The organism is Deltaproteobacteria bacterium, from assembly GCA_019310525.1.
Lineage (GTDB): Bacteria > Desulfobacterota > DSM-4660 > Desulfatiglandales > HGW-15 > JAFDEE01.
Genome location: JAFDEE010000034.1, coordinates 12,960 through 39,674, shown reverse-complemented (window position 1 = coordinate 39,674; position 26,715 = coordinate 12,960). Strand labels below are relative to the sequence as shown.

General features: G+C 52.7%; 22 protein-coding genes. 6 read left to right on the top strand and 16 right to left on the bottom strand.

Annotated elements, in window-relative coordinates:
* Window positions 1-201: 201 nt before the first annotated feature.
* Together JRF57_08125 and ddlA are read left to right on the top strand one after the other, a co-directional pair.
* Window positions 202-1,227, top strand: coding sequence for a potassium channel protein (locus tag JRF57_08125; protein ID MBW2303663.1), 1,026 nt, complete (start codon window positions 202-204; stop codon window positions 1,225-1,227).
* Between the two features lie 41 nt (window positions 1,228-1,268).
* The gene (ddlA, locus tag JRF57_08120; protein ID MBW2303662.1) at window positions 1,269-2,375 is read left to right on the top strand and encodes a D-alanine--D-alanine ligase; all 1,107 of its coding nucleotides are present in this window, start codon (window positions 1,269-1,271) and stop codon (window positions 2,373-2,375) included.
* Window positions 2,376-2,459: 84 nt separating this feature from the next.
* On the opposite strand, the gene JRF57_08115 is transcribed toward ddlA, so the two are convergent.
* From JRF57_08115 to JRF57_08100, 4 genes are all read right to left on the bottom strand, one after another.
* Window positions 2,460-4,247 (bottom strand): long-chain fatty acid--CoA ligase, encoded by a 1,788-nt coding sequence (locus JRF57_08115; protein ID MBW2303661.1) that lies wholly within the window; start codon window positions 4,245-4,247, stop codon window positions 2,460-2,462.
* A 523-nt stretch (window positions 4,248-4,770) separates the two neighbouring features.
* Entirely contained in the window at window positions 4,771-5,592 is an 822-nt protein-coding gene (locus JRF57_08110) for an NTP transferase domain-containing protein (GenBank protein ID MBW2303660.1), read from the bottom strand.
* A gap of 612 nt (window positions 5,593-6,204) precedes the next feature.
* Window positions 6,205-7,644, bottom strand: coding sequence for an RtcB family protein (locus JRF57_08105; protein MBW2303659.1), 1,440 nt, complete (start codon window positions 7,642-7,644; stop codon window positions 6,205-6,207).
* Window positions 7,645-7,653: 9 nt separating this feature from the next.
* Window positions 7,654-8,127 carry an archease gene (locus JRF57_08100; GenBank protein ID MBW2303658.1) on the bottom strand — a complete coding sequence of 158 codons (474 nt, stop codon included), beginning with the start codon at window positions 8,125-8,127 and terminating at the stop codon, window positions 7,654-7,656.
* 254 nt (window positions 8,128-8,381) lie between these two features.
* Here JRF57_08100 and JRF57_08095 point away from each other — a divergent pair, with 254 nt between their 5' ends.
* Window positions 8,382-8,669, top strand: coding sequence for a hypothetical protein (locus JRF57_08095; protein ID MBW2303657.1), 288 nt, complete (start codon window positions 8,382-8,384; stop codon window positions 8,667-8,669).
* A 204-nt stretch (window positions 8,670-8,873) separates the two neighbouring features.
* Here the strand turns inward: JRF57_08095 and JRF57_08090 are convergent, their stop codons facing one another.
* From JRF57_08090 to ppcB, 9 genes are all read right to left on the bottom strand, one after another.
* Entirely contained in the window at window positions 8,874-10,163 is a 1,290-nt protein-coding gene (locus JRF57_08090; protein ID MBW2303656.1) for a Tm-1-like ATP-binding domain-containing protein, read from the bottom strand.
* Between the two features lie 410 nt (window positions 10,164-10,573).
* A complete protein-coding gene (locus tag JRF57_08085; protein ID MBW2303655.1) occupies window positions 10,574-10,963 on the bottom strand; it encodes a CTP-dependent riboflavin kinase in 390 nt (129 codons plus the stop codon).
* On the bottom strand, window positions 10,893-11,558 hold the full coding sequence (locus tag JRF57_08080; protein MBW2303654.1) for a UbiX family flavin prenyltransferase: 666 nt from the start codon (window positions 11,556-11,558) through the stop codon (window positions 10,893-10,895). Before JRF57_08080 ends, JRF57_08085 begins: the two co-directional genes overlap by 71 nt.
* A 1-nt stretch (window position 11,559) precedes the next feature.
* Complete coding sequence (locus JRF57_08075) at window positions 11,560-12,921, bottom strand: UbiD family decarboxylase (GenBank protein ID MBW2303653.1); 1,362 nt, start codon at window positions 12,919-12,921, stop codon at window positions 11,560-11,562.
* Window positions 12,918-13,196, bottom strand: coding sequence for a phenylphosphate carboxylase subunit gamma (locus tag JRF57_08070; protein MBW2303652.1), 279 nt, complete (start codon window positions 13,194-13,196; stop codon window positions 12,918-12,920). Before JRF57_08070 ends, JRF57_08075 begins: the two co-directional genes overlap by 4 nt.
* A gap of 12 nt (window positions 13,197-13,208) precedes the next feature.
* Entirely contained in the window at window positions 13,209-14,654 is a 1,446-nt protein-coding gene (ppcA, locus tag JRF57_08065; protein MBW2303651.1) for a phenylphosphate carboxylase subunit alpha, read from the bottom strand.
* 184 nt (window positions 14,655-14,838) lie between these two features.
* Window positions 14,839-15,381, bottom strand: a complete 543-nt coding sequence (locus tag JRF57_08060; protein MBW2303650.1) for an HAD hydrolase family protein — start codon at window positions 15,379-15,381, stop codon at window positions 14,839-14,841.
* Between the two features lie 18 nt (window positions 15,382-15,399).
* Window positions 15,400-15,957 carry an HAD hydrolase family protein gene (locus tag JRF57_08055; protein ID MBW2303649.1) on the bottom strand — a complete coding sequence of 186 codons (558 nt, stop codon included), beginning with the start codon at window positions 15,955-15,957 and terminating at the stop codon, window positions 15,400-15,402.
* Window positions 15,958-15,969: 12 nt separating this feature from the next.
* Window positions 15,970-17,388 carry a phenylphosphate carboxylase subunit beta gene (gene ppcB / locus JRF57_08050; GenBank protein MBW2303648.1) on the bottom strand — a complete coding sequence of 473 codons (1,419 nt, stop codon included), beginning with the start codon at window positions 17,386-17,388 and terminating at the stop codon, window positions 15,970-15,972.
* 483 nt (window positions 17,389-17,871) lie between these two features.
* On the opposite strand from ppcB, the gene JRF57_08045 reads away from it, so the two are divergent.
* Entirely contained in the window at window positions 17,872-18,816 is a 945-nt protein-coding gene (locus JRF57_08045) for a LysR family transcriptional regulator (protein ID MBW2303647.1), read from the top strand.
* A 240-nt stretch (window positions 18,817-19,056) separates the two neighbouring features.
* Here the strand turns inward: JRF57_08045 and JRF57_08040 are convergent, their stop codons facing one another.
* From JRF57_08040 to JRF57_08030, 3 genes are all read right to left on the bottom strand, one after another.
* The gene (locus JRF57_08040; GenBank protein MBW2303646.1) at window positions 19,057-19,581 is read right to left on the bottom strand and encodes a response regulator; all 525 of its coding nucleotides are present in this window, start codon (window positions 19,579-19,581) and stop codon (window positions 19,057-19,059) included.
* 11 nt (window positions 19,582-19,592) lie between these two features.
* Window positions 19,593-20,669 (bottom strand): PEP/pyruvate-binding domain-containing protein, encoded by a 1,077-nt coding sequence (locus JRF57_08035; GenBank protein ID MBW2303645.1) that lies wholly within the window; start codon window positions 20,667-20,669, stop codon window positions 19,593-19,595.
* An 87-nt stretch (window positions 20,670-20,756) separates the two neighbouring features.
* The gene (locus JRF57_08030; GenBank protein ID MBW2303644.1) at window positions 20,757-22,604 is read right to left on the bottom strand and encodes a PEP-utilizing enzyme, mobile region; all 1,848 of its coding nucleotides are present in this window, start codon (window positions 22,602-22,604) and stop codon (window positions 20,757-20,759) included.
* Window positions 22,605-23,873: 1,269 nt separating this feature from the next.
* Here JRF57_08030 and JRF57_08025 point away from each other — a divergent pair.
* Together JRF57_08025 and JRF57_08020 are read left to right on the top strand one after the other, a co-directional pair.
* Window positions 23,874-25,730 (top strand): DUF4445 domain-containing protein, encoded by a 1,857-nt coding sequence (locus tag JRF57_08025; GenBank protein MBW2303643.1) that lies wholly within the window; start codon window positions 23,874-23,876, stop codon window positions 25,728-25,730.
* 8 nt (window positions 25,731-25,738) lie between these two features.
* On the top strand, window positions 25,739-26,656 hold the full coding sequence (locus JRF57_08020) for a hypothetical protein (protein MBW2303642.1): 918 nt from the start codon (window positions 25,739-25,741) through the stop codon (window positions 26,654-26,656).
* The last annotated feature ends 59 nt before the right edge of the window (window positions 26,657-26,715 follow it).

The following is a 26,715-nucleotide window of genomic DNA, read 5'->3' as shown; positions in this document are numbered from 1 at the left end:
CGGGAGCGGAGCCATGGACGGCGGAGCGCCTGCCCGCCGGCTTTCTGGTGGGAACGTTAGCGAGGAGAACATCCGCAGCCTCTGCGTTCTGCCGGCCTGCAAAAGAACCTGAATTTGAAAGAAACCGTTATGTATGGCTATCCATCTGATTTTATTATTAATGAATAGCAAAACAATTCTATTCCAGACAGCAATGAGTTCATGTTCCAGGTAAACAAGAGAATAGCGCCTTTCAGATCCAAGACAATTATCCGGGCCTTTGCCATTCTAATGGTGATCGTGTTTGCGGGCACCGGCGGTTATATGATAATCGAGCGGTGGGGTTTCCTGGACGCCCTGTATATGACCGTGATCACCATTACCACGGTTGGGTTTAAAGAGGTGCGGGAAGTTTCTGAGGCGGGCAGAATATTTACCATTTTCATCATCTTTTCTGGAATGGGAATAATCGCCTATGTGCTGGGTATTGTTGCCCAGGCCATGGTCGAATTTCAGATGAGTACTTTGATCGGGAGGACAAAGTTGGGTTTAAGGATGAGGTCCATAAAAAATCATTTCATCGTCTGTGGATTCGGCAGGATCGGCCGGATCATCTGCAGGGAGTTGAAGGCCCATAATGTCCCCATGGTGGTGATCGACAACCGGCCGGAGGCCAGGCAGGCCCTTGAGAACGAGGACATCCCCTTCATCATCGATGATGCGACCAACGAGGAGGTCTTGCTGGAAGCGGGGATAAAACGGGCCAAGGGACTGGTCTCGGTGGTGGCCTCTGACGCTGATAATCTCTTCATCACCATGAGTGCCAGGGGGTTGAATCCATCCCTGTTTATCCTTGCCAGGGCAGAAGAAGAACAGACCGAAAAGAAACTCAAACGGGCGGGGGCCGACAGGGTCGGGATGCCTTACCTCATCGGTGGTCAAAAGATGGCCCATATCCTTACCCGGCCTGCGGTGACGGATTTCCTGGAATTTACAGTTCACAACAGGGATATGGGGCTCGAAATGGGTGAACTGGAAGTGGGGGAAGAATCACAGTTGAACGGCCTCACCCTGGTGGAGTCCGACATCCGTAAGGACATGAACGTCATCATCGTTGCGATACGAAAAAAGGGGGGAGAGATGAAGTTCAATCCCTCATCTGAAACCCACATCAGGGCAGGGGATACCCTCATCGCCTTGGGAAAGAGCGAGGAACTGGAGAAACTTTCGAGAATCCTGGCCGGTTAAGGGAAAGGAAAGGTTTTTTTGGTAGAAACAGGTGGATAGATATGGAAAAGCTGCGAGTGGCCGTCTTGTGCGGGGGACAATCCGCGGAACACGAGGTCTCCCTTCAGTCCGCCCTGAACATCATCAATGCCCTGGACCGTGATAGATATGATATCCTGGTCATCGGCATCGACAAGGAAGGAAGGTGGTTTGCTTACGAGCAGGCGGAAGATTTCCTGGAACACCCTGAGGATCCGAAACTCATCTCCCTGAAGGAAGGAGGCCAGCAGATATCCCTCGTCCCGGGGGATCGGGAGGGGCCATTCAGGGATTTGTCCGGAGATGTTTCTCTCGGGAAGATCGATGTGGTCTTCCCTGTTCTCCACGGCCCTTACGGTGAAGACGGAACGATGCAGGGACTCCTTAAAATCCTTCACGTCCCCTTTTGCGGAGTAGGGGTCTTGGGTTCTGCCGCCGGAATGGACAAGGACGTGACCAAGCGGCTGTTGAGGGATGCAGGTATTCCAATCGCAAAATTCATGGTCCTTGAAAGGGGGGCCGGGGAGGTGGATTTCGAGGAAGTCCGGAAGACCTTGGGATCTCCCTGTTTTGTCAAACCCGCAAATCTGGGCTCCTCCGTCGGAATAGAGCGGGTCGGGGACGAAGCGGCCTTCAAGGCCGCGGTGGAAGAGGCCTTCCGGTGGGATCAAAAGGTCTTGATCGAGGAAACTCTAACGGGCAGGGAGATAGAGTGTTCGGTCCTGGGGAATGAAGACCCCATCGCATCTCTTCCAGGAGAGATCATTACCGATCCTGAAAGGTATACCTTTTACTCTTATGAAGCCAAGTATATCGACGGGAAAGGGGCCACTCTCGAAATACCGGCCAAGGTCTCCGAGGAAGTCGTTCAACGCATAAAGGACCTGGCCGTCCGTTCCTTCCAGGCCCTCTGCTGTGAGGGGATGGCCAGGGTGGATTTTTTTCTTCTGGAAGACGGACGCATCATCGTCAACGAATTGAATACCATTCCTGGATTTACGAAAATCAGCATGTACCCCAAGCTCTGGGAAATCAGCGGCATACCTTACGGAGAGTTGATCGACCGCTTGATCCGGCTGGCCTTGGAGCGGGATCGAAGGGAGAAGGAGTTGAAAACAGCCCTGGGTTAAAGAACTCTTTTCAGGATCTCCGGGAACTGGTGCATCTTGGGAGGCCTTCAGCAGACCCGGAACCCTGAGGAATCCCCCTGGAACTCAAATCGCCTTACCCTTGTGCATCTCTCTTCTTTTCGCCTCTTCCTCCTCTTTGAGAACTCGCCTCAGGACCTTGCCCACCATGGTCGTGGGAAGTTCATCCCTGAATTCAATGGATGCTGGAACTTTGTATTCCGTAATCTTGTCCTTGGCCCAGTCCAGAATATCCTTTTCGCTTACCTTGCCCCGGCTCTCCGGTGTGAGAACCACGAAGGCCTTTCCCACCTCGCCAGTCTTGTCGTGGGGCACACCGATCACGGCTGCGGAAAGGACGGCGGGATGCCTGTGGAGAAGGTCCTCCACCTCTGCTGGAAAAACCGGGTAGCCCTTGCACTTGATCATGTCTTTCGCCCTGTCCCTGAGGATCGTGAACCCTTCGGCGTCCATGCAGGCGATATCACCCGTATAAAGCCAGCCGTTCCGGATGGTGACGGCGGTTTCGTTGGGCCTGTTCATGTATCCTTTCATGACCTGGGGGCCTTTTACGATAAGTTCTCCCGTATAGGCATCGGCCTCCAGGGCCTGTTCCCCGGTAAGACCACCGGTCTTGGAAAGGGCGAAGGGGAGGGGAGCGAGCACCTTGGTGCCGGTTTCAACGTCCACGATACGGACGTCCGTATCGGGGAGGGGAAGTCCGATGGAACCTACCTTACGCAAGTCCTTATCCAATGGATTGGCGTGGGTGACGGGGGTGGCCTCGGACAGCCCATATCCCTCGATGATGATGGAACCCGTGAGTTCCTCGAAACGGTTTTGGACTTCCAGGGGCAGGGGGCCGGCACCGGAGATGGCCATCATCAGGGAGGTGAGGTCATATTCGCGGACCTTGGGATGGTTGTTGATTTTGTCGAAGAGCAGGGCCACTCCGGGCATGATGGACCCTTCGGGAGGGCTGTACTTCTCGATAGCAGTGAAAAGGTCAGAAAAGTCTTCAGGGGGCTTGGGAAAGAGCAGTTGAAAGCCACCTACACGAATCGCCGTGTTCATGACCGTTGTCATAGCATAGGAATGGAAGAGGGGCAGAACGCCGATGAAACACATGCCCGGTTTATGCTGCCAGAGAATAGCTTCGCACTGGACTGCGTTGACCACCACGTTTCTGTGTGTGAGCATGGCTCCCTTGGGGAGACCCGTTGTGCCTCCCGTGTACTGGAGAACGGCCACGTCGTTTCGGGGATCGATGTCGGGTCGGGGAGGATCGGGGTCTGAGTTCAATAGTTTCATGAATCGGATCGCATCCGAGGGCAATTTTCCGGACGGAATCTTACCAAGGATCCTCCCCAGGAATCGTTTCAAGGAAGAAATGGCGCAAAGATCAACCACGTTGGTTCCGATCAGATAGCGGACCTTGGTGCCTTCGAGGGCCTTTTCCGCTTCATTGAAGACAGCATCCAGGACGACGAGTGCTCGTGCCCCTGAATCTTTTAATTGATGTTGAATTTCAAAGGCCTTGTACGTAGGGTTGATGGCGGTGACTGTGACTCCCAGGAACTGGCAGGCGTAATAGGCAACGACATATTGAATGGAATTTGGGAGCATCATGGCGCAGATATCCCCTTTGCGGAGGCCGAGGGAATAAAACCCCTTGGCCATTCTCCGGACAAGGTCCCAGAGTTGATCATAGGTGATTACAGTGTCCAGAAAAACAATAGCGGGATTCGCGCCATAGCGGGAGGTTGTCCGGTGCAGAAAATCCGCCAGGGAGCAATCAGGATAATCCAAGGATTTGGGTACCTGCTCGGGCCACTTCTTAAACCAGATACGATCACCCAGAGAATACTCTCCCATGGGTCCAACCTCCTTGCTTTTTCACCCCAATTTCTGAGACCTTTGAAAAACGCCCCCTTTTGCCCAATCTCGGCGTCAGGCTCAAATTTTATCCTCGAAATACTAAGTGTATTCCTGTGGCTAAAATTTTCGCCTTCCTTGATCTTGAACAAAATTGAACGTTTTTCAAAGGTCTCATTTTTATGATCGGATCGATGAAATGGGAGTGCATTAAAGAATAAGAGGGGGCCCGCAGTTGGCAGGCACCATTTTGAGAGCTTGTTACTCTATCAGGAAGATATGGATGGGCCTGACTGAGCGGTCCGACACCTTGCGGAATGTATCTTCTCGGCCTTAGGACAGGCCGGTTTCACACACCCTCTTGTTTTTCAGGGAATATAAAAGGAAAGCAAAGGTCGTGTCAAGGATAAAGAGTGCCGTCGTGCGGTCCCTTGTTCCGCTACGAAGAAGGGCTTGGAAATATAACAGCTTCCAGGGCCGTTGCGGGAACGGTGAAGACGGACATAAGAAGGAATGTTTTATGTCAGGTTGCTTCGAGATGTTTCCATTCTCTCTTGTAAAACTCCTGGGCCTTTCCGAGGGATACGGGATCGTCCAGTCCCATGACTTCCCGTTCGTCCTCTGCTACAATAAACCCGACTTTGCCCCCATCGGAATGGATAAGCTCTACCAGATCCGTAATGAAAAATTCTTCGATTTCTACCATCTTTCCTTTTCTTTCCTTCAGAACCCTGTGTGGACGGCTCTCAAGGCGGGCAAGGTAAGGTAGAAGTTCGTGTCTTCTGGCCCCGTAAATCCCGGAATTGCAGATCTGAAAACGGTTCTGCTCCTCCCGAGGCAGGCGATGCCAGTAGGTCCACTCAACAATTCGGGTGACGTGGTTTCCCCTGGTTTCCAGGACTCCGTAACGTTTCTTGTCATCCGTTCGGAAGCCCAGCACCACAAAACAACTATCCTCTAAGGCCCGGACAAGGTTCTGGTAGGTGGACTCCCTGACAAAAGGTACATCTCCCATGGTGATGATCATTCGTGAAAAATCACCTTTCTCTATAAACGGCCTTGCAGCCAGAAGGGCTCCCCCGGTCCCGTTGGTCACGGGCTGCTCGTAATATTCGATTCCTAGGTGTGAAGTGGCACGGATTACGTCTTCTTTCCTGTGGTTGACAACAATGGCCTTGGGGCCGGGAGGGAGGTTTTTCAAGATATGGAGTAGAATGGGTTGATCTCCATCGTAAAGGGAACTTCCTGGCACCAGAGGGAGCAGAGCCTTGTTTCCCTCATAACCCTTCATACGACTGCCCTTGCCGGCCGCCATGATAATTGATCCGGTCAATAGAGATTCCAATTGCTAAGTCTCCTGTTGTTTCATGAAGTCCAGGATTCGGCCGGGATCCTGTACCAAGGAAACTACATTACATAAACGGGAAAGTAAATGGCTTTTCTGGGGTCATTCGCCTCCGCCAGGGTACTTTGTGGCTGGCTATGGATAGGAATAGCGGGGTGAGCGCATCGAATCGCTTCGGCGCGAATGGGCAGGTTTGGCCCCACCGCGATTCCGTTCAAGATATTCTGTTGCCCGCGACAAGTAACTTCATTTTTCTTGTTGACCCCCGGGAGGCATATTGATAAATAGTCGAGATAGAGCGGCCCGGACTCCTGGGGGGTGCAATAATAGTCCGGGAAAAGAGACCTTTGGAAAAATGTTCAATTTTGGCCAAGATCGAGAAAGGCGGAAATTTCAACCACCCTGCTTGGGATACCAAGCGGCAGAGGCACCATACATTGAAGTATTTCGAGGATTAAAATTTACCCGCGCGTAGCTAGGACTCCCTATCCTTCGGGGGGTCTCCGGTTTGGTCCTGACGCAGCTTGTCACGCCGTGGCGGAGGCGGAAGATTGAGTAAAGTCAGGCTTTTTTCAAAAGGTATTAAAATGGACTTTCCCGGAGGATGCTGATTTATCCCTTGATGACTGCGAGGGGTTTCAGGCGCGCGACCTTTTTCGCCAGTCCGGCTTGATGAACCACCTCGACGACCTGGGAAACATCTTTATAGGCCTCCGGGATCTCTTCTTTCATAGTTCTTTTTCCCTTGGACTGAACCAGGATGCCCCTATCTTCCAGCTCTCGATGTATAGCCCTTCCCTTCGCGGTTTTCACGGCCTGGGAACGGCTCATAACCCGACCGGCGCCGTGACAGCTGGATCCGAAGCTTTTTTCCATGGCACCAGGGGCTCCTGCGAGAATAAAGGAATATGTGCCCATGTCCCCGGGAATGAGCACGGGTTGGCCTGCCTGCCTATAGAGGGGAGGAATACCGGGATGCCCGGGAGGCAATGATCGGGTGGCACCCTTGCGATGAACGCATAGCGAGACTTCCCGGCCCTTGTAAGTATGCCTTTCAATCTTCGCGATATTGTGACAAACATCATAGAGTAATTCCATACCCAGTTCCTTTGGGCCGATGGAAAGACTGCGGATGAAGGTCTCGTAAACCAGATGCATGAGGATCTGCCGATTGGCCCAGGCGTAATTCGCGGCACAAGCCATCGCGGAAAGGTAGCGTCTCCCCAGATCCGATCGAAGGAGAGCACATGCGAGTTGCCTGTCGGGAAGATCGATTTTTTGGCTCGGGAGTTGCCTGCCCATTTCTTTCAGGAAATCGTCGCAGATTTGGTGACCGAATCCCCGTGATCCGGAATGGATAAGGACGGTCACTTGGCCTTCGAAAATGCGGAAGGCCCGGGCGATTTGGAGATCATAGACTTTATCCACGACCTGGATTTCCAGGAAATGGTTTCCAGACCCCAGCGTGCCGAGTTGGTCGATTCCCCGTTTCATTGCCCTGTCACTCAGCACTGAGGGGTCAGCTCCTTCAAGGGTGCCGTGGTCTTCGGTCCTTTCCAGGTCTTCCGGCCGGCCGAAACCCTGTTTCACGGCCCATGCGGCACCTTCCAGGGCCACCTCGGTCTCTTCCTTCTTGGAGAGATGAACGACCCCGGTGGAACCGACACCCGCGGGAACCGCAATAAACAAGTCTGAGAGAAGTTTCCTGAGGTTGGGCATGATCTCGTTTGCTATCAGGGAAGTCGTCATGAGGCGGCATCCACAGTTGATATCATAACCGACTCCGCCGGGAGAGATGATCCCTTCGTCCACATCAAAGGCCGCGACACCGCCTATCGGAAATCCGTATCCCCAGTGAATGTCGGGCATGGCCAGAGAGTACCCCCTGATTCCCGGCAAGGTCGCAACATTGGTGACTTGGACCAGACTTTGATCCTTTTCGATGTCTTTGATCAGGGCCTTACTTGAAAAGATAAGCCCTGGAACCCTCATTTTCCCGGCTTTGGGGATCAGCCATCGGTTATCGTCCAATTGTTCGAGCTTGATTTGCATGCTTAAACCTCATACATCCATGATGACAACGGCTTCCCAGTGATCCCCCCGGTCGGTGACTTGGATTTGATGGTAGGTCACCGCCTTGATTTCAGTGAGGATCTCGTGACGTCCCGGGTCAAAGGGAATGATTCCCAGGGTTGCCTTGAGGTGTGAAGCCGTCAGGTGTTCAACCGAAAAAACGGTGGCGATTTGTTTTTCGCCCTCCAGGAGATACAGTATCTCTCCCAGCCACTGGACCAGGAGATCTTCCAGGTCTTCACCTGAAAGGTCGATGGAAAAGGAGGGGCCTTGATCCTTCGGCACATCCCCCAGTGCGATATGAATAAGGGCCCTGCCCGCATTCTCGAAGAGATCTATGGGGTCAGACCCGGTGATGCATACAGCCATGTCCCCTGTATGGTCGAGCAAGGTATAAGGGAGATCCTTCATGGTTTTTTTTAAGTCAGTCCCCTTTGTAAGAAGAATCCTGGTTGATATCATGCCCGGTTTCACGTGTAAAAAGCATTTCAAAAACCCATGCCGCAAAGTGTGGGTAATCTAATATTCTATTAGTCAGCATATGAAATGTCAAAAGGAGAGCTTTGAGGTTCTCAGTCCCTTCCCGCCCATGAACCCGGAATGTGCCGGTCCAAGGAAGGAGGTGGGAGATAGAGGATATCGGGGAAAAGATCCCTTCATTGAAGGATACATCTGGAAATTAAAAGCAATATACCAATGAACAAGAGGTTGAAGAAATGAAATGTGCGTTTTGTCACCATGAACTGGATATAAAAGGAAATATCGGAAGACATGACAAGTGCCCTCATTGTGGCCGGGATCTGAGATGCTGCAAGCAATGCAGGTTTTACGACCCCGGTGCTTACAACGAGTGCAGGGAGGTGTCCGCTGAACGCATTATGGACAAGGAGAGGGCCAACTTCTGCGACTATTTCCAGATTCGGGGCACCAAGGGAAGGAGCGGTAAGACCCTGCGCGCCAAGAACGCCAGGGATGCGCTCGAGGCCCTTTTCAAGAAGAAGTGAGTCATTTTGGAAAAACGGATTGCCCCCGGTAACCACACGTGCACTTTTACAAGGGCCCTGTCTCGGGCTTTCGGCCACGAAACGATCCAGCCTGCTGGCCTCCGTTACCGGATCCACATCTATAAGCTGTACATTAAGGGGAGAAGATTTCGATCCGGAAGGTGACCTTTACGGGGTGGACAAGATCGTTCTTTTTCCGATGTATCATTTCTCCCCGGTGAGTTTCAGGAACCATTTCACGGCCTCTTCGGCAAATTCAGGGGAGTTTAGAGGGACATCGACCTCGATTACCGGAATCTCCCGATTCAATTTTTCCTTGAGTTCTTCCACAAAGACCCGATCCGTTTCCGGATCATGGAGGGGCCTTCCTTCCTCGCTTAGGGAGGACCAGCCCCTTCGGGGAATAAGAAAGGCCACAGGCCCCTTGGCCCGGTTCAGCTTTTCAGCGACTGCTCGGGCGATCTCTTGCAGTTCTTCTGCGGTGGTACGGGCTTGAACCCGGAAAGGGTCCGGGATGAAACTTTTCCTTTCCTTGATGTTCCTGGAAATCCAGAGGGGATCGTTTTTTTCTCCCCTTTCGAGGGGGCCGCAACTGAGCATCTCAAATCCACAGGGTGTAACGATCTGGGGGATTCCCATCTCACCGGCCCGTTCCAAGCGGTTGGGACCCGCTGCGCGGTTTCCTCCCAAGAGTTCCTCTGCCACCCCTGCGGGAACGATATCCATTACGCCCTTGAAAAGTCCCTCCCCGATCAACTCCTCCATGGCCTGATCACTGATCCCCTGGGCATGGAATGGGATCACTTCGAATCCATGCTCTGGAAGAAGTTTCCTGATTAGGGAGCAGCATTTCTCCGAAAACTTGAACTCGGTGAGGGCGACGAGGGGCTTTTCCCGGACATCTCCACCCAAGGAAGTAAAGCCTTTTCCCTCCTCCACCATGCCGCAAATGGCCCCCGCGCCCCTTTTCAAGATATCCCTTACGAGGGGGTTGAGTCCGGCGATATCAACCACCGAATGTAATATGGTAATATCCTTGGTCCCGAAGTACCCTCCGGCATAGGCCGGCATGGCCGCGGTGCTGGAAACCATAAGCTTGGGTATACCGAAGGGAAGGGACTTCATGATGGATGTTCCCATGGCGGTGTTGCTGGCCCCGCCGAAGGAAATAATCCCGTGAAGTTCGCCCCTTTCGAGAAGGTCGTTTACGATCTTGGAGGCCCCTTCGACCATGATCGATGAGGCCTTGTGGGTGTCCTTCGATCTCCTGATCTCTTCTATGTCTCCCCCGGCGCTCTTGGCGATCTCCCCAGCCGATATATCGGCGGGGATTGACGGCTCGCCCCCGGTGTTCGTGTCCAGCAGCAGCACCCGATGTCCTCTCGCTTCTATCAGTTGCTTCAGAAAGGCCGTCTCCCGGCCCTTGGTGTCCAGGGTGGCAACGACGGCTATGGTTTTCCCCGCCATGAGATTTCCCTCCTTTTTCCGCTCCATGGGTTTCTCCGCCGTGTGTCCTTGTCAGGGACGGCATGTTAACACAAGAAAGTTCACCTTGTCCAAGATCCCGGTGGATGAACAGGTACCCCAAGCCCCCTCCGATACTGATGAGATCTTTGAAAAACGCCCCCTTTTGCCCAATCTCGGCGCCTGCCTGTGCCGGGCCTATCTGCCGTTCCAACGGGACAGGCAGGCACGGCAGACAGGTCAGGCTCAAATTTTAATCCTCGAAATACTTCAATGTATTCCTGTGGTTAAAATTTTCGCCTTCCTTGACCTTGAACAAAATTGAACGTTTTTCAAAGGTCTCACTGATACAAAAAGGGGGGCCTCGTAAATTTTGCAAAATTCCAGAGGAGTTATATTGGATTGACTCAGCAGGGGCCGATGGATGTGAAAGATCAGGGTTATGGTGAAAGGACCTCGATCTCGATAAGATCATTCGTCCTCACCGAGAGGTAATCCTTGAGGTGGACCGGTGCAATCAATTCCAGCTTGTTGGGAGGGTAATCCTCGATCATGGGAAAGATGATCGCCCCCTTGATCCTGCCGGCGATGAGTACGGGTAGGCACTTTGCGCTGCAAAAGGAAGGGTTTTCCGGAACTAATTCCACCCCTTTGGAGGCCTTGAGATCCTTGAGGATCGCCAGGTCACCGGAATCTTCTATATCGAGATTGAGGGTGCCGGGGAAGGGATCGAAGGAAAGCTTCCGGATACACTGATCTCTAACCCATGGAACTTGTGTGAACTTGGCCGCGACCCGCATTCCTTCGCTGATCTTCCCTCGAATTTTCATTCATTTCTCCTTTGCTTGAAATGGCCCTTTTTATCTCCTCGCTTCCCCACCTGTTGAAGAGATGATGGTTGATGTGGAAGATATCGAGCACTTTCCCCACCGTGTGATTGATAAGATCGTCGATCGTTTTCGGGAGGAAGTAGAAGGCCGGGATAGGCGGAAGGATGGTCGCTCCAAGATCGGCCAGTGTCGTCATCAGGGCCAGATGTCCCTTGTGAAAGGGAGTCTCTCTGACTACCACCACCAGTTTTCGTTTCTCCTTGAGCGTCACGTCTGCCGCCCGGACCAGGAGATTGTCGTTGTAAGAGTGGGCGATGCCGGAGAGGGTCTTGATGGCGCAGGGGATGACGACCATGCCTTCACAGAGGAAGGATCCACTGGCAATGTCGGCCCCAACATCCTTGATGTCGTAGCAGGTATGGGCGAGGGCCTTGACATCCTCCACGCTCCATGGGGTCTCCATCCGGATGGTCTTGGTGGCGGCTTCGGAAATGACCAGGTGGGTTTCGATGTTCGACCTGGAAAGAACCTCCAGCAACCTGATGCCGTAAATGGCGCCTGTGGCCCCTGAGATGCCCACAACGATTCTTTTCATTTTACTCCTTTCTGATTGCCTCGATGAAAGAGCCCAATCGTCCCTTGATCTCCTGGGGGAAGTCGACCTTTTCGAACCCTTCCTTTCGGGGGCGTGTTGCATCCATGCCAAGCTTTGCCGTACCAAAGCCTTCTCCTGAAGAGGGATCGATGGGTTGGCCCTTGACGCACGGGATGACGATGAGGTCACGATCGGCCTGGAACCGGGTCGCCAGGGCCCATTCCACCTCCAGCGAGTCCCTGGGATCGATGTCTCCATTCACTATGACAGCCTTCTTTATACTGGTAAACGAGAGGGCCAGGGTCAAGGCCCTCCGGATTTCCGCCCTATTTTCGCTCTCAATGGACATCACGACGTGGGAGCCGAAGGTTCCCGGAACAAGGTGGATGTCCAGGAGGGAAGGTATTTCTTTCATCATCTTGGGAATGAAATGCAACCCATGAATCAGGGACATGAGATTATCCACTTCCAGACTCCAGGGAAGAATAGCCTGGAAATAGGGGTCTTCCCTGAAGCTGATAGCAGTGACACGGATCGTGGGGCTGCTTGAAAAGGACATATAGTAACCGCTTGCCTCGCCCAGGGTCCCGTCCCTTTCTTCGCTCATTGGGTCGATGACCCCCTCGATGATGATCTCCGAGTAGGCGGGCACCTCCAGATCCACCGTCTTCGCACGTTCCGTGCATACGGCTTCTCCCATCAGCCCGCCTGCCACGGCCAGCTTATCCGTCCCCTGGGGGACCTTGAGAACGGTAGCGAAGAGGATGACCGGATCCACACCTATGGCGGTAGCCACTTCCATCTTTGTGCCATGCTTCCGGTGGTAGGCGTAAATATCTGCCAGGGGCGGGTTGAGCAATGAAATACCGAGCGCTTCCTTACCTCGGATTTCCATTCGGTGAAGTCCCCTTCCCATGGTGCCGTCCCGCGGATCCCGGGCCGAAGTAATACCTGCTGTGATATAGGGACCGGAGTCCCGGACGTAGTGGGTAAGAACAGGAAGAACTTCTCCTATGTCCAGACCTTGTTCGGCGGTCAAAAGGGTCCGGGAGGGTGGTTCTTCTTGGATCGGAACAGGTGGAATTTTCTTTTCCAGGTTCGGGAGATGCCCACGAAGCAAATCCCTTTCGGGAATTCCCAGGGCCAGGGCGAGGCGCTTCTTTGTCCCCAGGAGATTTCCGATGAGAGCTGTCTGGCATCCCTTGACCTTCTCAAACAGGAGGGCGGGAGCCTCTCGTTTTCCCATTTCAGAGAGCAGAGCCGCAATCTCATAGCGGGGATCAAGGGGAAGGGAGACCCGCTGGAGTTCTCCCTGATCTTCTAAAACCAGGGCGAATTCTTTCAGACCCCTAATCGCTCTCAAGATGTTCCCCCCTCAACGTCGGAAAACTTTTTCAATTCCTCCAAGACCTTAACCGACCAAGGCTTCTCCAGGAGTTGTCCCCTCCCTAGTCTGACCCAAAGCCGATCCGGATATTTGGATTCCAGATCGGAAACCATTGCCTTTGCAAAAAAACTCCGGTATTTATATCTTCTGTCGCCGGGGGAGAGGTCCCTGAGGATCATTTCAATTTCCTGCTCCTGGGGGATCTTTTCCGGGTCCGTTAAAAAAAAGGTGTCAAATTCTTTTCCCGCCATTGGTCTTTCCTCCTAGTCCTGAAAACCGTAATTTTTCCAATTCGACAAGACCCTTTCCTGGATTTCTCTGGGATAGACCGTATTGAAGGCCACCTTGATGGGCAGGTCGGACTTCGGCCAGTCCAGGGGAAAGGTGCAATCGAAGAGCACCTTGGCTCCGCGGCTCCATTTCCGTTCTTCCGGTGAGGCATAAGGATTGAGGGGAGTTCCGGGAGCCTGGTCGTACTTGTGGATGCCCCGGATGGGATGGCATTTGGTGGAAAGGGCATGGATGACTTCGTCCTTGCTGTAAATGTCGGTTTCATGGTCCACGACGATTACCATGTGAAACCACGGACTCAGTTTGCTTCCGAATATCAGCCCGGCGATCTGGGATGCGATCCCGCTGTAAGCGGGTTTCACCCCGACAACCACGAGGTGGTGGGTGGATTCGGGAAGCATGTAAACGCCGGTAATGGGAATCCCCTGGCTTTCCAGGAGCTTTCGCATTTCCAGTCCCAGGGAGAAGGACCGTAGAAGTTGTCCCTCGTCCGTGGGAACCCCCATGTTGGAGACCGTGAGAATGGGATTGTTACGGTAGGTAATCGCTTTGACCCTGTAAACCGTCCGGGGTTCCCTCGGGGAGGTGCGGTATCCCGTGTACTCGCCGAAGGGCGCCTCCTCGATCATCATGTTGGGGATGACTTCCCCTTCGATAATGATCTCTGCGTGGGCGGGTACCTCTAGGTCACAGGTTTCGCACTTGACCAGCTCGACGGGTTCTCCCATCAACATGCCCGCGAACTGGTCTTCAGGAATAGGGGAAGGGGCGCTGGCCGCCACCCCTGAGAGGGGGTCGCAGGCGATCACGGTGGCAAAGGGCATGGGTTCGTTCTTGGGAACGAATTTCCCGTAAAACATCTTTCCCATGTCGGAGAAGGGGAGAACGGGGCCGACCATGGTCTTCTCGTCGAAGACCATTTGCCGGTACATGCCCCAGTTGATATCTTTAGTCTCGGGATCCTTTGATACTACGAAATGCCAAGTGGCGAGATACCGTCCCCCATCACCGTCGTGGACCATGGGAGCCGGGAGCTTGAAAAGATCCGCTTCTTCTCCCATCAGGATGTTATCCTTGCAGGGTGCATCTTTCCGGTCGATCAGAACAGGGGGTATGGGCTCGGCCGTGGTCCTCCGGACGTACTCCTCCGCGATTTCGGGAATGGAAGCATCGCTCCCCAATCCCATGGCGATGGCCAGCCTCCGATAGGTGGCAAGGGGTGCCCCAAGGGCCTCGAAACCGGGATAGTCCTTGATCTTTTTGAAATAGGGGGAGGGAAGCTTTTTTTCGCAAACCCGGCGCACAATCGCACCCATCTCGAGATCCCAATCCACCTCCTGTTCCACCGTAACCAGATCTCCATATTTTTTTAAGAGGTTGATAAATTCCCTGTTGTCTTTGGGATAAGTATAGGCCATAAAATCCTCCCGTCCTGTCCCGCCAGGGGAATTTCTGAAAAGGCGCTTCCGTCTCCGTGACCGGAGTAGAAGGCCCATCGACGCCGCCCCTGAAAGGTTTGAATATCCTTCTTGGTTTCTAAAACGGTGAAGCCCTTAAACATTATAAGGGTCTTCGGAGTTCAACTCCTTGCCTTGGAAGATGTCAGCCGTGTTGGGAGATTTTTTGGATCACGGTGTCCCACTTCCCTTGGGCCTTCAAGATGAACTCGGCGATCTCCCTCACCACTCCCCTGCCTCCCGGTGCCTTGGTGATGTATGCAGCAACATTCCTGGCCTCTATGGCGCCGTCGGCCGGGGCAACGGGAAATCCGACCCGTTTCATGATGCCGAGATCAATCATCTCGTCTCCTACATAGCAGAAGTCCTGATCCTGGAGACCCGTCTCTTTTTCGAATTCATCGAGTTTTCCTATCTTGGCGGATGTTCCCCAGAGCCGATCGGGCGGGACCGTATAGATTTCCCCGACCTGTTGATCGGCTCTCGAAATCTTACTGGTCAGGAAGGCCACGCCGATACCCCCTTCCATCAACGAGATACACCCGAGGCGGTCCGCCAGGGAGAAACACTCCGACTTCTTCCCGTCATCCGTGTAGTAGAGTGTGTTGTCCGTAAGGACCCCGTGTATGTCAAGGATGACGAATTTGACTTGTCTTGCCTTTTCGATAGCCGTTTCCGTGCTTACCATCCTTTCCCCCCTTCCCGACTACTTGTATCCCATTTTGGTGACCTTTTCGACCCAGTTCTCCCACTCTCCCATGGCCCGGAGGATGAACTCGCAGGTTTCCCTTATGGGTCCTCTTCCTCCGGGCGCATTGGTGATGTAATCCGCAATTTCCTTGGCCTCGTCTATAGCATCGGCCGTGGCCACCGAAAATCCTGAGTGTTTCATGGCCTCGAGGTCCGTGACCTCGCAACCGACATAACAAACGTTTTCGGCTGTAATCCCTAGTTCCTCTTCGAGTTCGATGAGCTTTCCCACCTTGTCCTTCACCTTGTAGTAGTACTTGTCAAGTTTCAATTCTTTGGCCCGGTAAAATCCTTCATCGTCGATGGAAGTTGAATCCAGGAAGGCGATACGGATCCCGTTGGCTGAAAGAGAAAGATCTCCGAATCCGTCCATGTGCCAGAATCCGTATCTTCTTCTTCCCTCGATGTCGCAAAAAAAGTTGTTCTGGGTGAGCACACCGTGAATATCATGGGCAAACAACTTGACCTTTCTCGCCCTTTCCTTCGCCGCTTCTATATCCTTATCGAAGACCATTTCGACCTCCCTTTAATCGATGCCGTATTCCGACCATCTGGCCTTTACCTTTTCCAAAACACTCTCAGTGAGCTTGATCTCCGTGGGTTTGACCTTCCACTCAAAGGGTATAGTGGCATCCAGGATGATCCGCGAAGTGATGAACTTGTTCTCATCCGCTGCAAGGGACGGATCCAGAGGTGTAGCCCTGCCTCTGTTGATTATCTGCGTGCCCCGGGCCGGGTTATAGCGGGTCCCAAGCGCCCACCACACCCTGGGAAGGTCGTCTGCATCGATATCGCTGTCCACGATAATCACACCCTTGATTCCGTATGTCCCCGTGTTGCTTGCAATGACCGCCGCGCCCACCTGGTCCGCGTGACCCGGATACATCTGCTTGACGGAGACGACCACCCAGAAGCGTCCCGAGGCCTCCGGCATCGTATATACCGATTTGATTCCATGGATCTGCATTCGGGTCAGATCCGTCCACAGGCTTGCGTTACGCACAAAGGCATAGAGCATATGCTGATCGCCCACGGGTCTCCCCACGCTCGTCTCCCAGAGGATAGGATTGTTCCTGAAGTAGATGCGCTTGACTTCAAGGGCTGGTTTGGGAATGGGCTTGATGAGTTCTTCCGTGTAGTAGCCCGTATACTCACCGAAAGGTCCCTCCTCTCTCAGGTGCTCAGGGTCGATTTCCCCTTCCAGCACAATCTCGGCCGTCGCCGGGAATGGAAGACCCGTGAGATGACCTTTCACGGTTTCCACAGGGGAGCCTCGCAGGGAACTGACCACGTCGTATCCGCTTTTTGCATTGGCTACTGTGGCGGCCCCTGCAAAGATATGGAGGGGATCACCGCCTATAATGGCGCATGCGGGCATCTTTTTGCCTTGTTTCCCGTACTTCTTCAGGATCCTGTCACCCTTTTTCCCTTTGAGGATCTGAACCCCCACTGTCTTATCGTCGAGGACCCCCATGCGGTAAGTGCCTAGGTTGATGTCACCTGTTTCAGGATCCTGAATGGCCATGAAAACCGCCGTGCCGAAGTAACGACCTCCGTCCAGTTCGTAAAACCTTGGTGAAGGGAAGGCAAAGGTATCCACCTTATCGCCCTCGAGAATATTCTCAAAGATAGGCCCGTCCTTGACTTCCTTCGCCGGAATAAGTTCCTTGACGGTGGCTTCCACCCATTCCTTCGTAAGCTCCACCATGGAGAGGTTGGGGTTTTTCCCAAGGATGACGGCCAGCCTCTGGGTGGTGCCGAAGGCGCCGGTCAAGACCGGGCTCGAGTATCCTTTCACGTTTTCGAAAAGGAGGGCGGGTCCGCTCTTTTCCTCGACGATTTTGGCGATGTGGGAGAGTTCGAGGTCCCAGTCCACCTCGGCCTTTACCCGGCGAAGCTGACCTATTTCCTCTACCTTTGCGATATAATCCCTGAGATCCTTCATGGGAGATACCTCCTTTAGGAAAAATGATAAGATTTTTAGTGCTCAAAGGCCGGGTGAAGTCCCGGGCATCAGCTCACTTCCCATCAAACGCCCCTCATTGATAAAGGGTTACAAAGTTTGGATATGACTGTTTCATGGGCCGATGATTGAAAAAAATACCGGATCCATAGAACGAGTCGCTTGATTCTTTGGTTGACGGGTTGAGAAAGTGTGGTTGTGCCTGTCAACGGTTCACAGGAGAAACGCCGAAATCATAAAAACTGTTTCATGAGATACACGTTGCCGCTGCTTTTTTGAATGGCCTATTACCCGGGCATTGTCAATTTCATAATTCTTATGTTATTCATAATAGAATGTTATAGGTGAAAAGTCGGCGCGGATACCCGTTGCTCAATGGAGTTTAATCTGGTGCCCCATTGTTTATGATGGGGAGATCCAGGGAGTTACGGCCGGCCTTCCCGAGCCGGTGTGGAGTTTTTCAAAATGATTAATTTCAACCAGCTTCGTGTGTTCCACTGTGTCGCAAAGAACCTGAGTTTCACCCAGGCCGCAAAAGAGTTGTTTATCACCCAACCCGCCGTAACGGCCCAGATGAAACTTTTTGAAGACTATTGCGGAGTGAAGCTCTTTAAAAAAAAGGGGAGAAAAATTTTTCTCACGGAAGAAGGCAAGACACTTTATAATTACACTTGTAAGATTTTCGACTATGAAAAAGAGATTGAGGGACTTCTCGAAGATATGAGAAAGCTTAAGCGAGGGATCCTTCGCATAGGTACTTCCAAGACTTACGCACGCTACCTTATGCCACACTTGATGAGGGACTTTCACGAGAGGCACCCGCAGATCAAAATCCACCTGGACGAAGGAAGTTCACAATCCATGGTCCATAGCTTGATGGAGATGAGAAACGAGGTCGCCATTGTCGCAAAGGTGGAGGAAAGCCCGGAGGTGGAATTTGTTCCCTTCTCCCAGGAGGAATTGGTCCTGATCATTTCACCGAACCATCCTTTCAAGCAAAAACCATTTGTAACAGTAGAGGAATTGTCCCATGAACCGATAATAATGAAAGAACTCGGATCCGGAACCCGGAAGCTCATAAACGAGCTTTTCAAACGAAATGGATATGTTCCCAATATCCTGATTGAAACGTCCAACGCGGAATTCATAAAGCAGCTTGTGGAGAGGGGGGACGGTATTTCTTTTCTCGTAAAGGCCTCTGTATCGGCTGAGTTGCGCGCCGGAAGGTTGGCCTCAGTTCCCATCAAAGGAGAAAACATCTACCTTGAAGTGAATATAGTGTACTTGAAAAATCAACCCCTTTCCCCTTCTGCACAAGCCTTCCTTAAAACCCTCGACCATCTGGCCTCCGGGAAGAGACCCCTGGGCGGAGTCCGGGCTCTTTTCCCTGATTCCAATAATTTTTCCTGATGCCTTTATCTTTTCATGGATGCCTGTCCCGCTCGGCATCCCAAGGGGGGCGGTTAAAATTTACACCTTCCTCTCCTGGGCGTAAGCCCTACAGGCCGGAGGCTTGACCTTGAACAAAATTGAACGTTTTTCAAAGGTCTCGCCATGGCGGGGTGAATGCGCCGAAGTGCTTCTGGGCGAAGGCGGGTTTGGCTCCTTTTCAATTCCCCTCAAGACACTCCACTGCTTGCAGCGCGGTGTTCATTCTTTTTTTAAGGTTTTTGCTCTGGATTTAATGCTGGCCTTCAGCGCATCTCGGAATTCCTGACTCGCCGCCTTCCAGGCCGCTCCGAACTTCATCTCGAAATAGGTTCCCGGCATTCGTTGTTGCCACGAGATCCAGGGACTCTCGCCCTTTGCCCGGGCCACAAAGATGTCGTTCAGAAAATCCTCGATTCTCGTGATTTCCTCTTTTGGTACGTAAGAGGCTGCTCCTTCCTTGACGGATTTCACCATGTCTTCAGGAGTGAAAGCATGGGCCGTCAGCATCAGGGCGGGTATTTTCTTGCGGGTTGCGATTTCCAGGAGGTCATAGCCTTTAACGCCCATTATATCAAGGATCGCGGCATCGAAATCCTGGGATTCGAGAAGATCCCTTGCCTCTTCGAAGCTGGTGGCTTTGACAAGGCGGCACATCTTAAGGTACTCCTCAAGGACTTCAAGAACATCCGGCTCGTCATCCACGATAAGAATCTTCTTTCCGTTCAACATGCTGCTTTCCGACATTTTCAGTCTCCTTAATCGGTTTTCAATTTTATGGGCGTAGTGGCCTTTTCAAAGAGCAGTTCGAAGCCGCTCTTTTTCCCCAGAACCGATTCTTTTTTCTTCTTGCCCCATACGCTCTCAGGGCGCGCCTGGACAAAAAAGATGTTTTCAGGAAAAGGCAGACTCATGGACACTGAGAATTCTATATCCTGCAGGCAACCGAAATGGGCCTCTATTTTCTTGGCGATCTTTGTCAATTCCAGTATCTCTATGTCTTCGAGACAGGGAAGTTTCCTCTTGTCGGCAGGCAGTTCTTTATACTCCATTTCCCTCGTCTCGGGGTTGTAAACGAATTCAGCACCCTTGTCGGAGATAACCTTTTCTTCGATCTCAAGGGTCACTTTGTCGACCAGGTACCGGTCCGGGGTAACATTCCCGGAGACGACCGCTTCGCCGAACCCGAAAGCCGCCTCGATGGCCACCTTCGATTCATCGCCGTTGACCGGGTTCACGGTCAGGATCACCCCTGCAGCCTTTGCATCGACCATGGTCAGGACGGCAACACCGATCGGATCATGGTGGAGCGGGAGACCAAGCCTCGCCCTGGCGATGATGGAACGGGTATTGAAAGTACTTGACCATACGCGCTTGATATGCTGAACAACGTCGTCGGGGCCGCTTACATTCAGATAAGTTTCGTACTGTCCCGGATGGCTGGCCGGCCCTGCAGATCGTGTTGCAACGAACTGATTTTCTATCCCTGTTTCCTCACACAGTTGGGAATAATACTTCTTCACAGTCTCTTCCATGTCAGGGGGCATGTCAATGGATTCAACGATAGCTCTTATTTCCTTGGAGGCGGTTTCATATTTCGGAGTGTCCTCCACGTTTTCCGGGTCTGCATGGAATCCTTCCAAATATTTCAGGACCCGCTCAGAGGCCCCCGTCTCCTTCATGAACCTTTCGTATGCCGCTACACCCAAGGCATAACCGGGCGGCACGTGAAATCCGGCTTTGGTCAGCTCCCCGAGATTGGCGCATTTCTTTCCCACTATGTCGTTGTGCTCTGTGCCCAATTCGCTAAACCAATATATCCATTGCTCCGGCATGTCGTACTCCTCTCTTGATGCCGCGTAATTCCAGGTGTGCCGGGGGTACACGTAAATGTGTACCCCCGGCGGGATCAATCGTAGTCCCTAAGCCCTCTTCACTATGGTTACGGTTCCGGAACTTCCGTCCACCCTGATAATATCCCCGGTTTTGATTACCGTTGTAGCGACTCCGGTTCCGGTCACGGAAGGCAGACCGTATTCCCTGGAAACGATGGCCGCATGGGATGTAAGTCCTCCGATATCGGTTACCGCTGCCTTGATTTTGGTAAAAACGGGCGCCCAGGAGGGGTTGGTGCTGGGAGCGACCATAATCTCTCCTGGCTTGAGATCCACGACGTCTCCAAGCATCTTCAGCACTCTTGCCGGCCCTTCTGCTACACCTGCGGAGGATGCAAAGCCTTTGATCTCGGTTACATCAGTGTCCACCTCGGTGGAGCCTTTCAGCCATTCGTCCACCTTATCGGTGGTGACCCCCCACAACATGAGGGTAAAGGGCTCGGAGACCTCTTCAGGCGGCACCCCGAGGGCGGGGACAGGATTCCACTTTCGGGCCGCCTCCAGGATCTTCCGTCTCTTATCAGCCTTTTTCTTCCAGTAGGGGCCCCTTGCGGGAACGCCGACCCCGCATGCCCACGCTGTGGCCAAATCCTCAAGCAACATGGGGATTTCGAAACGATTGAAGAGGTATATGTCGTCGGCCTGCTGCAACAGGTCATACTTGGTCAGGATGTTCCCGAACTGCCTGATTTTTTCAAACCAGATCGTGTGCAACCAGTGTTCTACCCAGAAGAGGTGATCTTCAGCGTATCTGTAAATGGACCGGACCACATTATAGGCGTCTTCAAAGGATTTGCGGTCGTCATCAGATTTTATCAGGGCCTTATACTCACTAACAAGCCTTTCCCTTTCTTCCGAGATTTCGTTCAGGTTCCGTTCGATCTTCTCTCCCTTTTCCAGCCTGTTTATGTAACTCTGTAAGTAGCTGAAGGGAACATCCATTTTATTGATCCAACTTCCCTCGTAATGATACCATCCGCTCCCGCATGAAACAAAGAACCAGGGATCTTTGACCTTTTCCAGTTCTTCGAGCCATTCTCTCCCCTCATCGGTATTCTTCAGAGCGTTCATCTTGTCCGCGGCAGAAGCGTCCCCTTTGAGTATTTCTTTTACGGAAGACTTGGCCGCTGCAAGCCTGCTGAGACGACACAACTCCTCCTCGGGACGGAACATCGAGACCTCGGCTCCTGCAACCATCTTCCCGATGGTGCTTTCTTTAATGCCGGGAAAGAGCTTTCGTGCAGTATCCACGAACATCAGATAGGCAAGATAGGCGAGGTTCAGATACTGGAAATGGTACTGCCATGCCTTGAAGATCATATTGATGATCGTGTTGAAACTCTCGATCAGATCATAGGCATCAGTGGTTCCCTTGGGTATCGGGATAACCTCCTCTTCGGGGACAAAATCAGGCAATTCCTCCGGGACGTGGAGTTGCTGCATATCCTTCCCCAGTTTTTGGAACCTTTCGAGCCAAACCTCGAATTGTTTCAAGTAGTTTTGAAAGGTATAGGGGACCCGCTTTTCAAAAAGCTCTGCCTTTTGTTGGATCACCTCCCCAGGGGGCGGTTCAATCGCACAGATATACATATAGCATCCAAACATTCTTTGAGCGATTCCCTGGGCAGGGGGGATGCAGAAAACCCGTGTCGTAAACTGGGAAAGAGCGATCTGCCAGGCCTCCTGAAAGATATCATCAAGCGGGTACATGGGTTCGGGTGCGTGAATCTTGTCCTGATACCAGAAATGCTTCTTTTCCCATTCCGCCCGGTCCTCACTGAAAAGACGCTGGGGCGGATACATCTCTTCCCATCCCTCCAGTTCAGGCGGCAGTACTACCTCTTCTGCAAAAGGAAATTGCCTCTTTTCTGCCATAAAGACCCCCTCTCTTTTGTTGAATAGTGTTATCCTTGTTCGGAATATCCGGTTGTATCCATTTTCCTATCTATCCGTTTTCACCTCCCTTCAGGACGATCTTCAAGGATTCCGCCCCTCCCGTTATTTCGGCTGGCCCTACGCACCCGTTGTCTAAGCTTGTCCGATACTTCAAGATTTTTTAAAGGTCTCAAAGGGGAAAACCATCCCGGCGGTCGAATTGACGGGATCAGCCGAAATTATTGATGTAAGGGGTCGGAAAAAGCCCCTCCGCCCTCCGTTCCTTTCCATCAGGGTCCTTATCGCGTGCTATAGGAGCCTGAGTATATATGTCCACACAACAGAGATGCCCATTGACCCTGCAATAGTACTCTCTTGTCACAAGCGTTCGATAATGAAGCAGATCCGATGAAATCGGTTTTTTCCGGCAACTATGGAAATCAGACTCCCAGGTGAAACAACGGTTTTGAAGAAGATGAATCCCCCGGGGGAGCGGTTTATACGAGGCCAAGACCTCATTAGTGTCCATCCATAAATAGGCAATTTTGTTCAAGGTCAAGCAAGGTCAAGGAAGGCGAAGATTTTAACCACAGGAATACATTGAAGTATTTCGAGGATTAAAATCTGAGCCTGACGCAGAGATTGGGCAAAAGGGCCATTTATGGATGGGCACTCATTATAATTTCGGTTATGGATACCAGGCCCCAATTCAGGGCCGCCGCATATTCCGGTATGACCCTCTCCATGACTTGAGAGGGATTTTCTGTCTGAAGGTAGGTTACCCGTGAATGTGAGTGATAACTTGTGTCATAGTTATGAAATCGCAATAGTATGTCAATTTTATTTTTGTTATGATATGTATAAGAATAAATTATGGATCGTTCGGCCTTTTTCCCGGATAGTCTGCCCCTTGTGCTTTTTCCTGTATTTCATTGGCATTTTTTCTGCTGCACCTTTATGCATCAAAAAAGAGTATTGTCTCCTGGTGAAACAAACAGTTCTTTTGTTTTATCAGAACCGAGAAAAACACTCATGGCAAGCATTGGTCTCTTGCATTTACAAATAAGCATTTTCCCTGGCCTCTGAGTCCGATGGTGTTCTACCTGCAGGTTGGAAGGATATATTGGACTGTGGCTATTCGTAACTTTTTGATTTGTTCCTATTCTGCTTGGTACAGAAAAGAACATTTCGGAAAAAACGAGAAAAGACAAAATAGGGATTATGGCTGGGCACAAACCCGCATTGAACATTAAGGAGGGCTTTTCCGAAATGCACAGGAAGGATGAAAAGGAGATTTTCGTAACAGCCACCTTTTTACCCTGGGGGAATAAGGGAATTTTCCCGGCCGGGACCAATCTGTTGAACGCGGCCCGCAAGGTCGGCCTGGAGGTGGATTCGGTATGCGGGGGAAACGGGAAGTGCGGGAAATGCCTGGGCCGCATTATCGAGGGCCGAGTGAGCGAGGTGAGCGCCGCCGAAAAGGAGTTCCTGTCTCCCGAGCAAATCGAGAGAGGAGCATGTCTCCTCTGCCGTAGGACCCTCCTGGGGGATGCCGTCATCGAGGTAGAGCCTGAGGTCCCGGAAAGAATGCGGTCGCCTGACAAGGGAGAATGGGCCGATTCATTCCAGGAGATCGATTCCCATGTTGTGAAAACCTGCCTGAATCTCTCCGTACCGACAGTCAAGGACCAGGTTCCCGATCTTGAGCGGTTACAGGATCTGCTCCCTGCGGGTATTCAGATCGACCTCCCTCTCATCCGGGAGATCCCCCGCATCCTGCGGGACAATTCGTTTCGGGTGACTTCCGTGGTCGTGGGCGAACGGCTGGTCGCCCTGGAGGGGGGAGATACGACGGGTGAGTCTTGTGGAATCGCCCTGGACATCGGAACGACCACTGTGGGGGGGTACCTGGTGGACCTGGTGAAGGGGGAGATCCTGCATTCGGTCGCCGCATCCAACCGGCAGAGGACCATAGGCGCTGATGTCCTCACCCGTATCGCTTATACTATGAAAGAGCCTCAGGGGCTTTTCGAACTGAAAGACCTCCTTTGCAGAACCATAGATGAGACCGTCGCGGAGTTGTTGGCGGGGTCCGGTATCCCGGCCGAGCGCGTATATCTGCTTTCGGTCGTTGGAAACACGGTCATGAGCCATCTGCTCCTGGCCGTCCCCGTCGAGGCCGTGGCATCCTCTCCATTCGTCCCGGCCTTTTCAAAAATCCCCATGTCCACTGTCGGGACCTTAGGCCTGGAAACCCTTGCCCCGGGAACCCCCTTTCTCCTGTTGCCCAATATCGCCGGTTACGTGGGATCGGATACCATCGGGATGATCTTGGCCACAGACCTCCATCGCCGCCCGGGTTCATGGCTCGCGATAGACATCGGAACAAACGGTGAGGTGGCCCTGGCATCCGGCGGCAGGTTGCTGACCTGCTCAACGGCCGCGGGTCCGGCCTTCGAGGGAGGGAGTATCGGTCAGGGCATGAGGGCTCAACCAGGGGCGGTGTGCGAGGTGAACCTGGGCGGGGAGGTCTCCCTCTCGGTGATCGGGGGTGTGGAACCCTCTGGAATTTGCGGTTCCGGACTCATCGACGCCGTTGCGGAAATGGTAAGGGTCGGAATCATCGGCGCCGATGGGAAGATCAAGCCCCCTGATGCGTGTCCCAGGGAGGTGTCCGCCGGGGTGAGGGAAAGGATCCGGGGGACCGACAAGGGATACAAGTTCGTGCTGTGGGAAGGGAGAGCAGAAGTCGCCCTGACCCAGAAAGATATCAGCGAACTCCAATTGGCTAAGGGCGCCATCCGTGCAGGTATAGAGATCCTCCTGGAGGAGCTGGACCTCGATGCCTCCCGACTTGACGGTGTATTGCTGGCAGGTGCCTTTGGAAGCCGGATTCGTCCCCGGAGCCTGTTGAACATCGGCCTGCTTCCAGATGTTGCACCCGAGCGCATCGAACCCGTGGGAAACGCGGCGGGGAAGGGCGCCGTACGGGCCCTTCTTTCAAGGAAGCAGTTTCATGAGGCGCTAATGCTGGCGAAGAGATGTGAGCACAGGGAACTGTCCCTTCACAAGGATTTTTCCACGAAATTCGCGAGGGCTCTGGGTTTTCCTGCAGGCCCTTTCTGAGATACAAGATGCAACAAGGTCCATCGTTTGAAAAAGCCGCAGAAAGGGTCCGCCTGGCCATTGAACACCGTGTCCCTGACAGGATACCGAAGGGTGAACTGATCATAGATCCAGCGGTGATCCGGGAGGAGTGCCCGGAATCCAAAACGGTCGGGTTCGAGGAGGAGCTTGAGTTCGTAAAGAGGCTTGGTCTCGACCTTGTCTGTATAAGCCCGGTTTACCCGAACGGTACCGGTGCTCTTCCTGCGCCGGGGGAAACAGGGTGGCCCCACCTGGACCAGTGGACCGGAAAGACGGACCTTTTCACCTTCGCGATCCTTGATGGGCTCTTCGGGTGGGGCCTCCGTATACTGGGTTTCAAGGAACTCATTTTGCTCCCCAGGCGGTCGGCTTCCAAACTTTTCGTCTTTGCCAAAGAAGTTGAGAAGTTGAACCGATATCTTACGGGGCGGCTCGCCGGGCAGGGTGTCGACGGGATCATATTCGCCGATGATATCGCTTATACCCGCGGTTTGATGACGGATCCCGAAACCTTCCGCACCTTTTTCCTCCCTTGCCTTGAGAACCAGGTGGAGGAGGCGGTACGCAGAGGCCTGGTCCCTTTTTTCCACTCCGATGGCAGGTACGAGGAAATCATTCCCGATCTCCTGGCTATAGGTATCAAAGGAATCCACTGCATCGATCCCCAATCCGGCATGGAAATCCGGCGGATTAAGGATCGATGGGGAAAGGAACTTTGTCTCTGGGGGCATCTGGTTCCAGGAGATCTGGGTCTCCTCGCAAACAGGGCGGACCTGGGGGAATGGTTTGAATCCCTGGATTACCTGGGGTCCGGCGGAGGGCTGATCCTGGGGACCACATCGGGGCTCTTCCCGGGCGTCGACATCGAGTCCCTGAAACAACTATACAGGTACAGGCTGCCTTGACCCCCCTCTTTTTTCATTGAAAAGACATATATGTTTCGCTAACGTAATCGGGTTTTTTG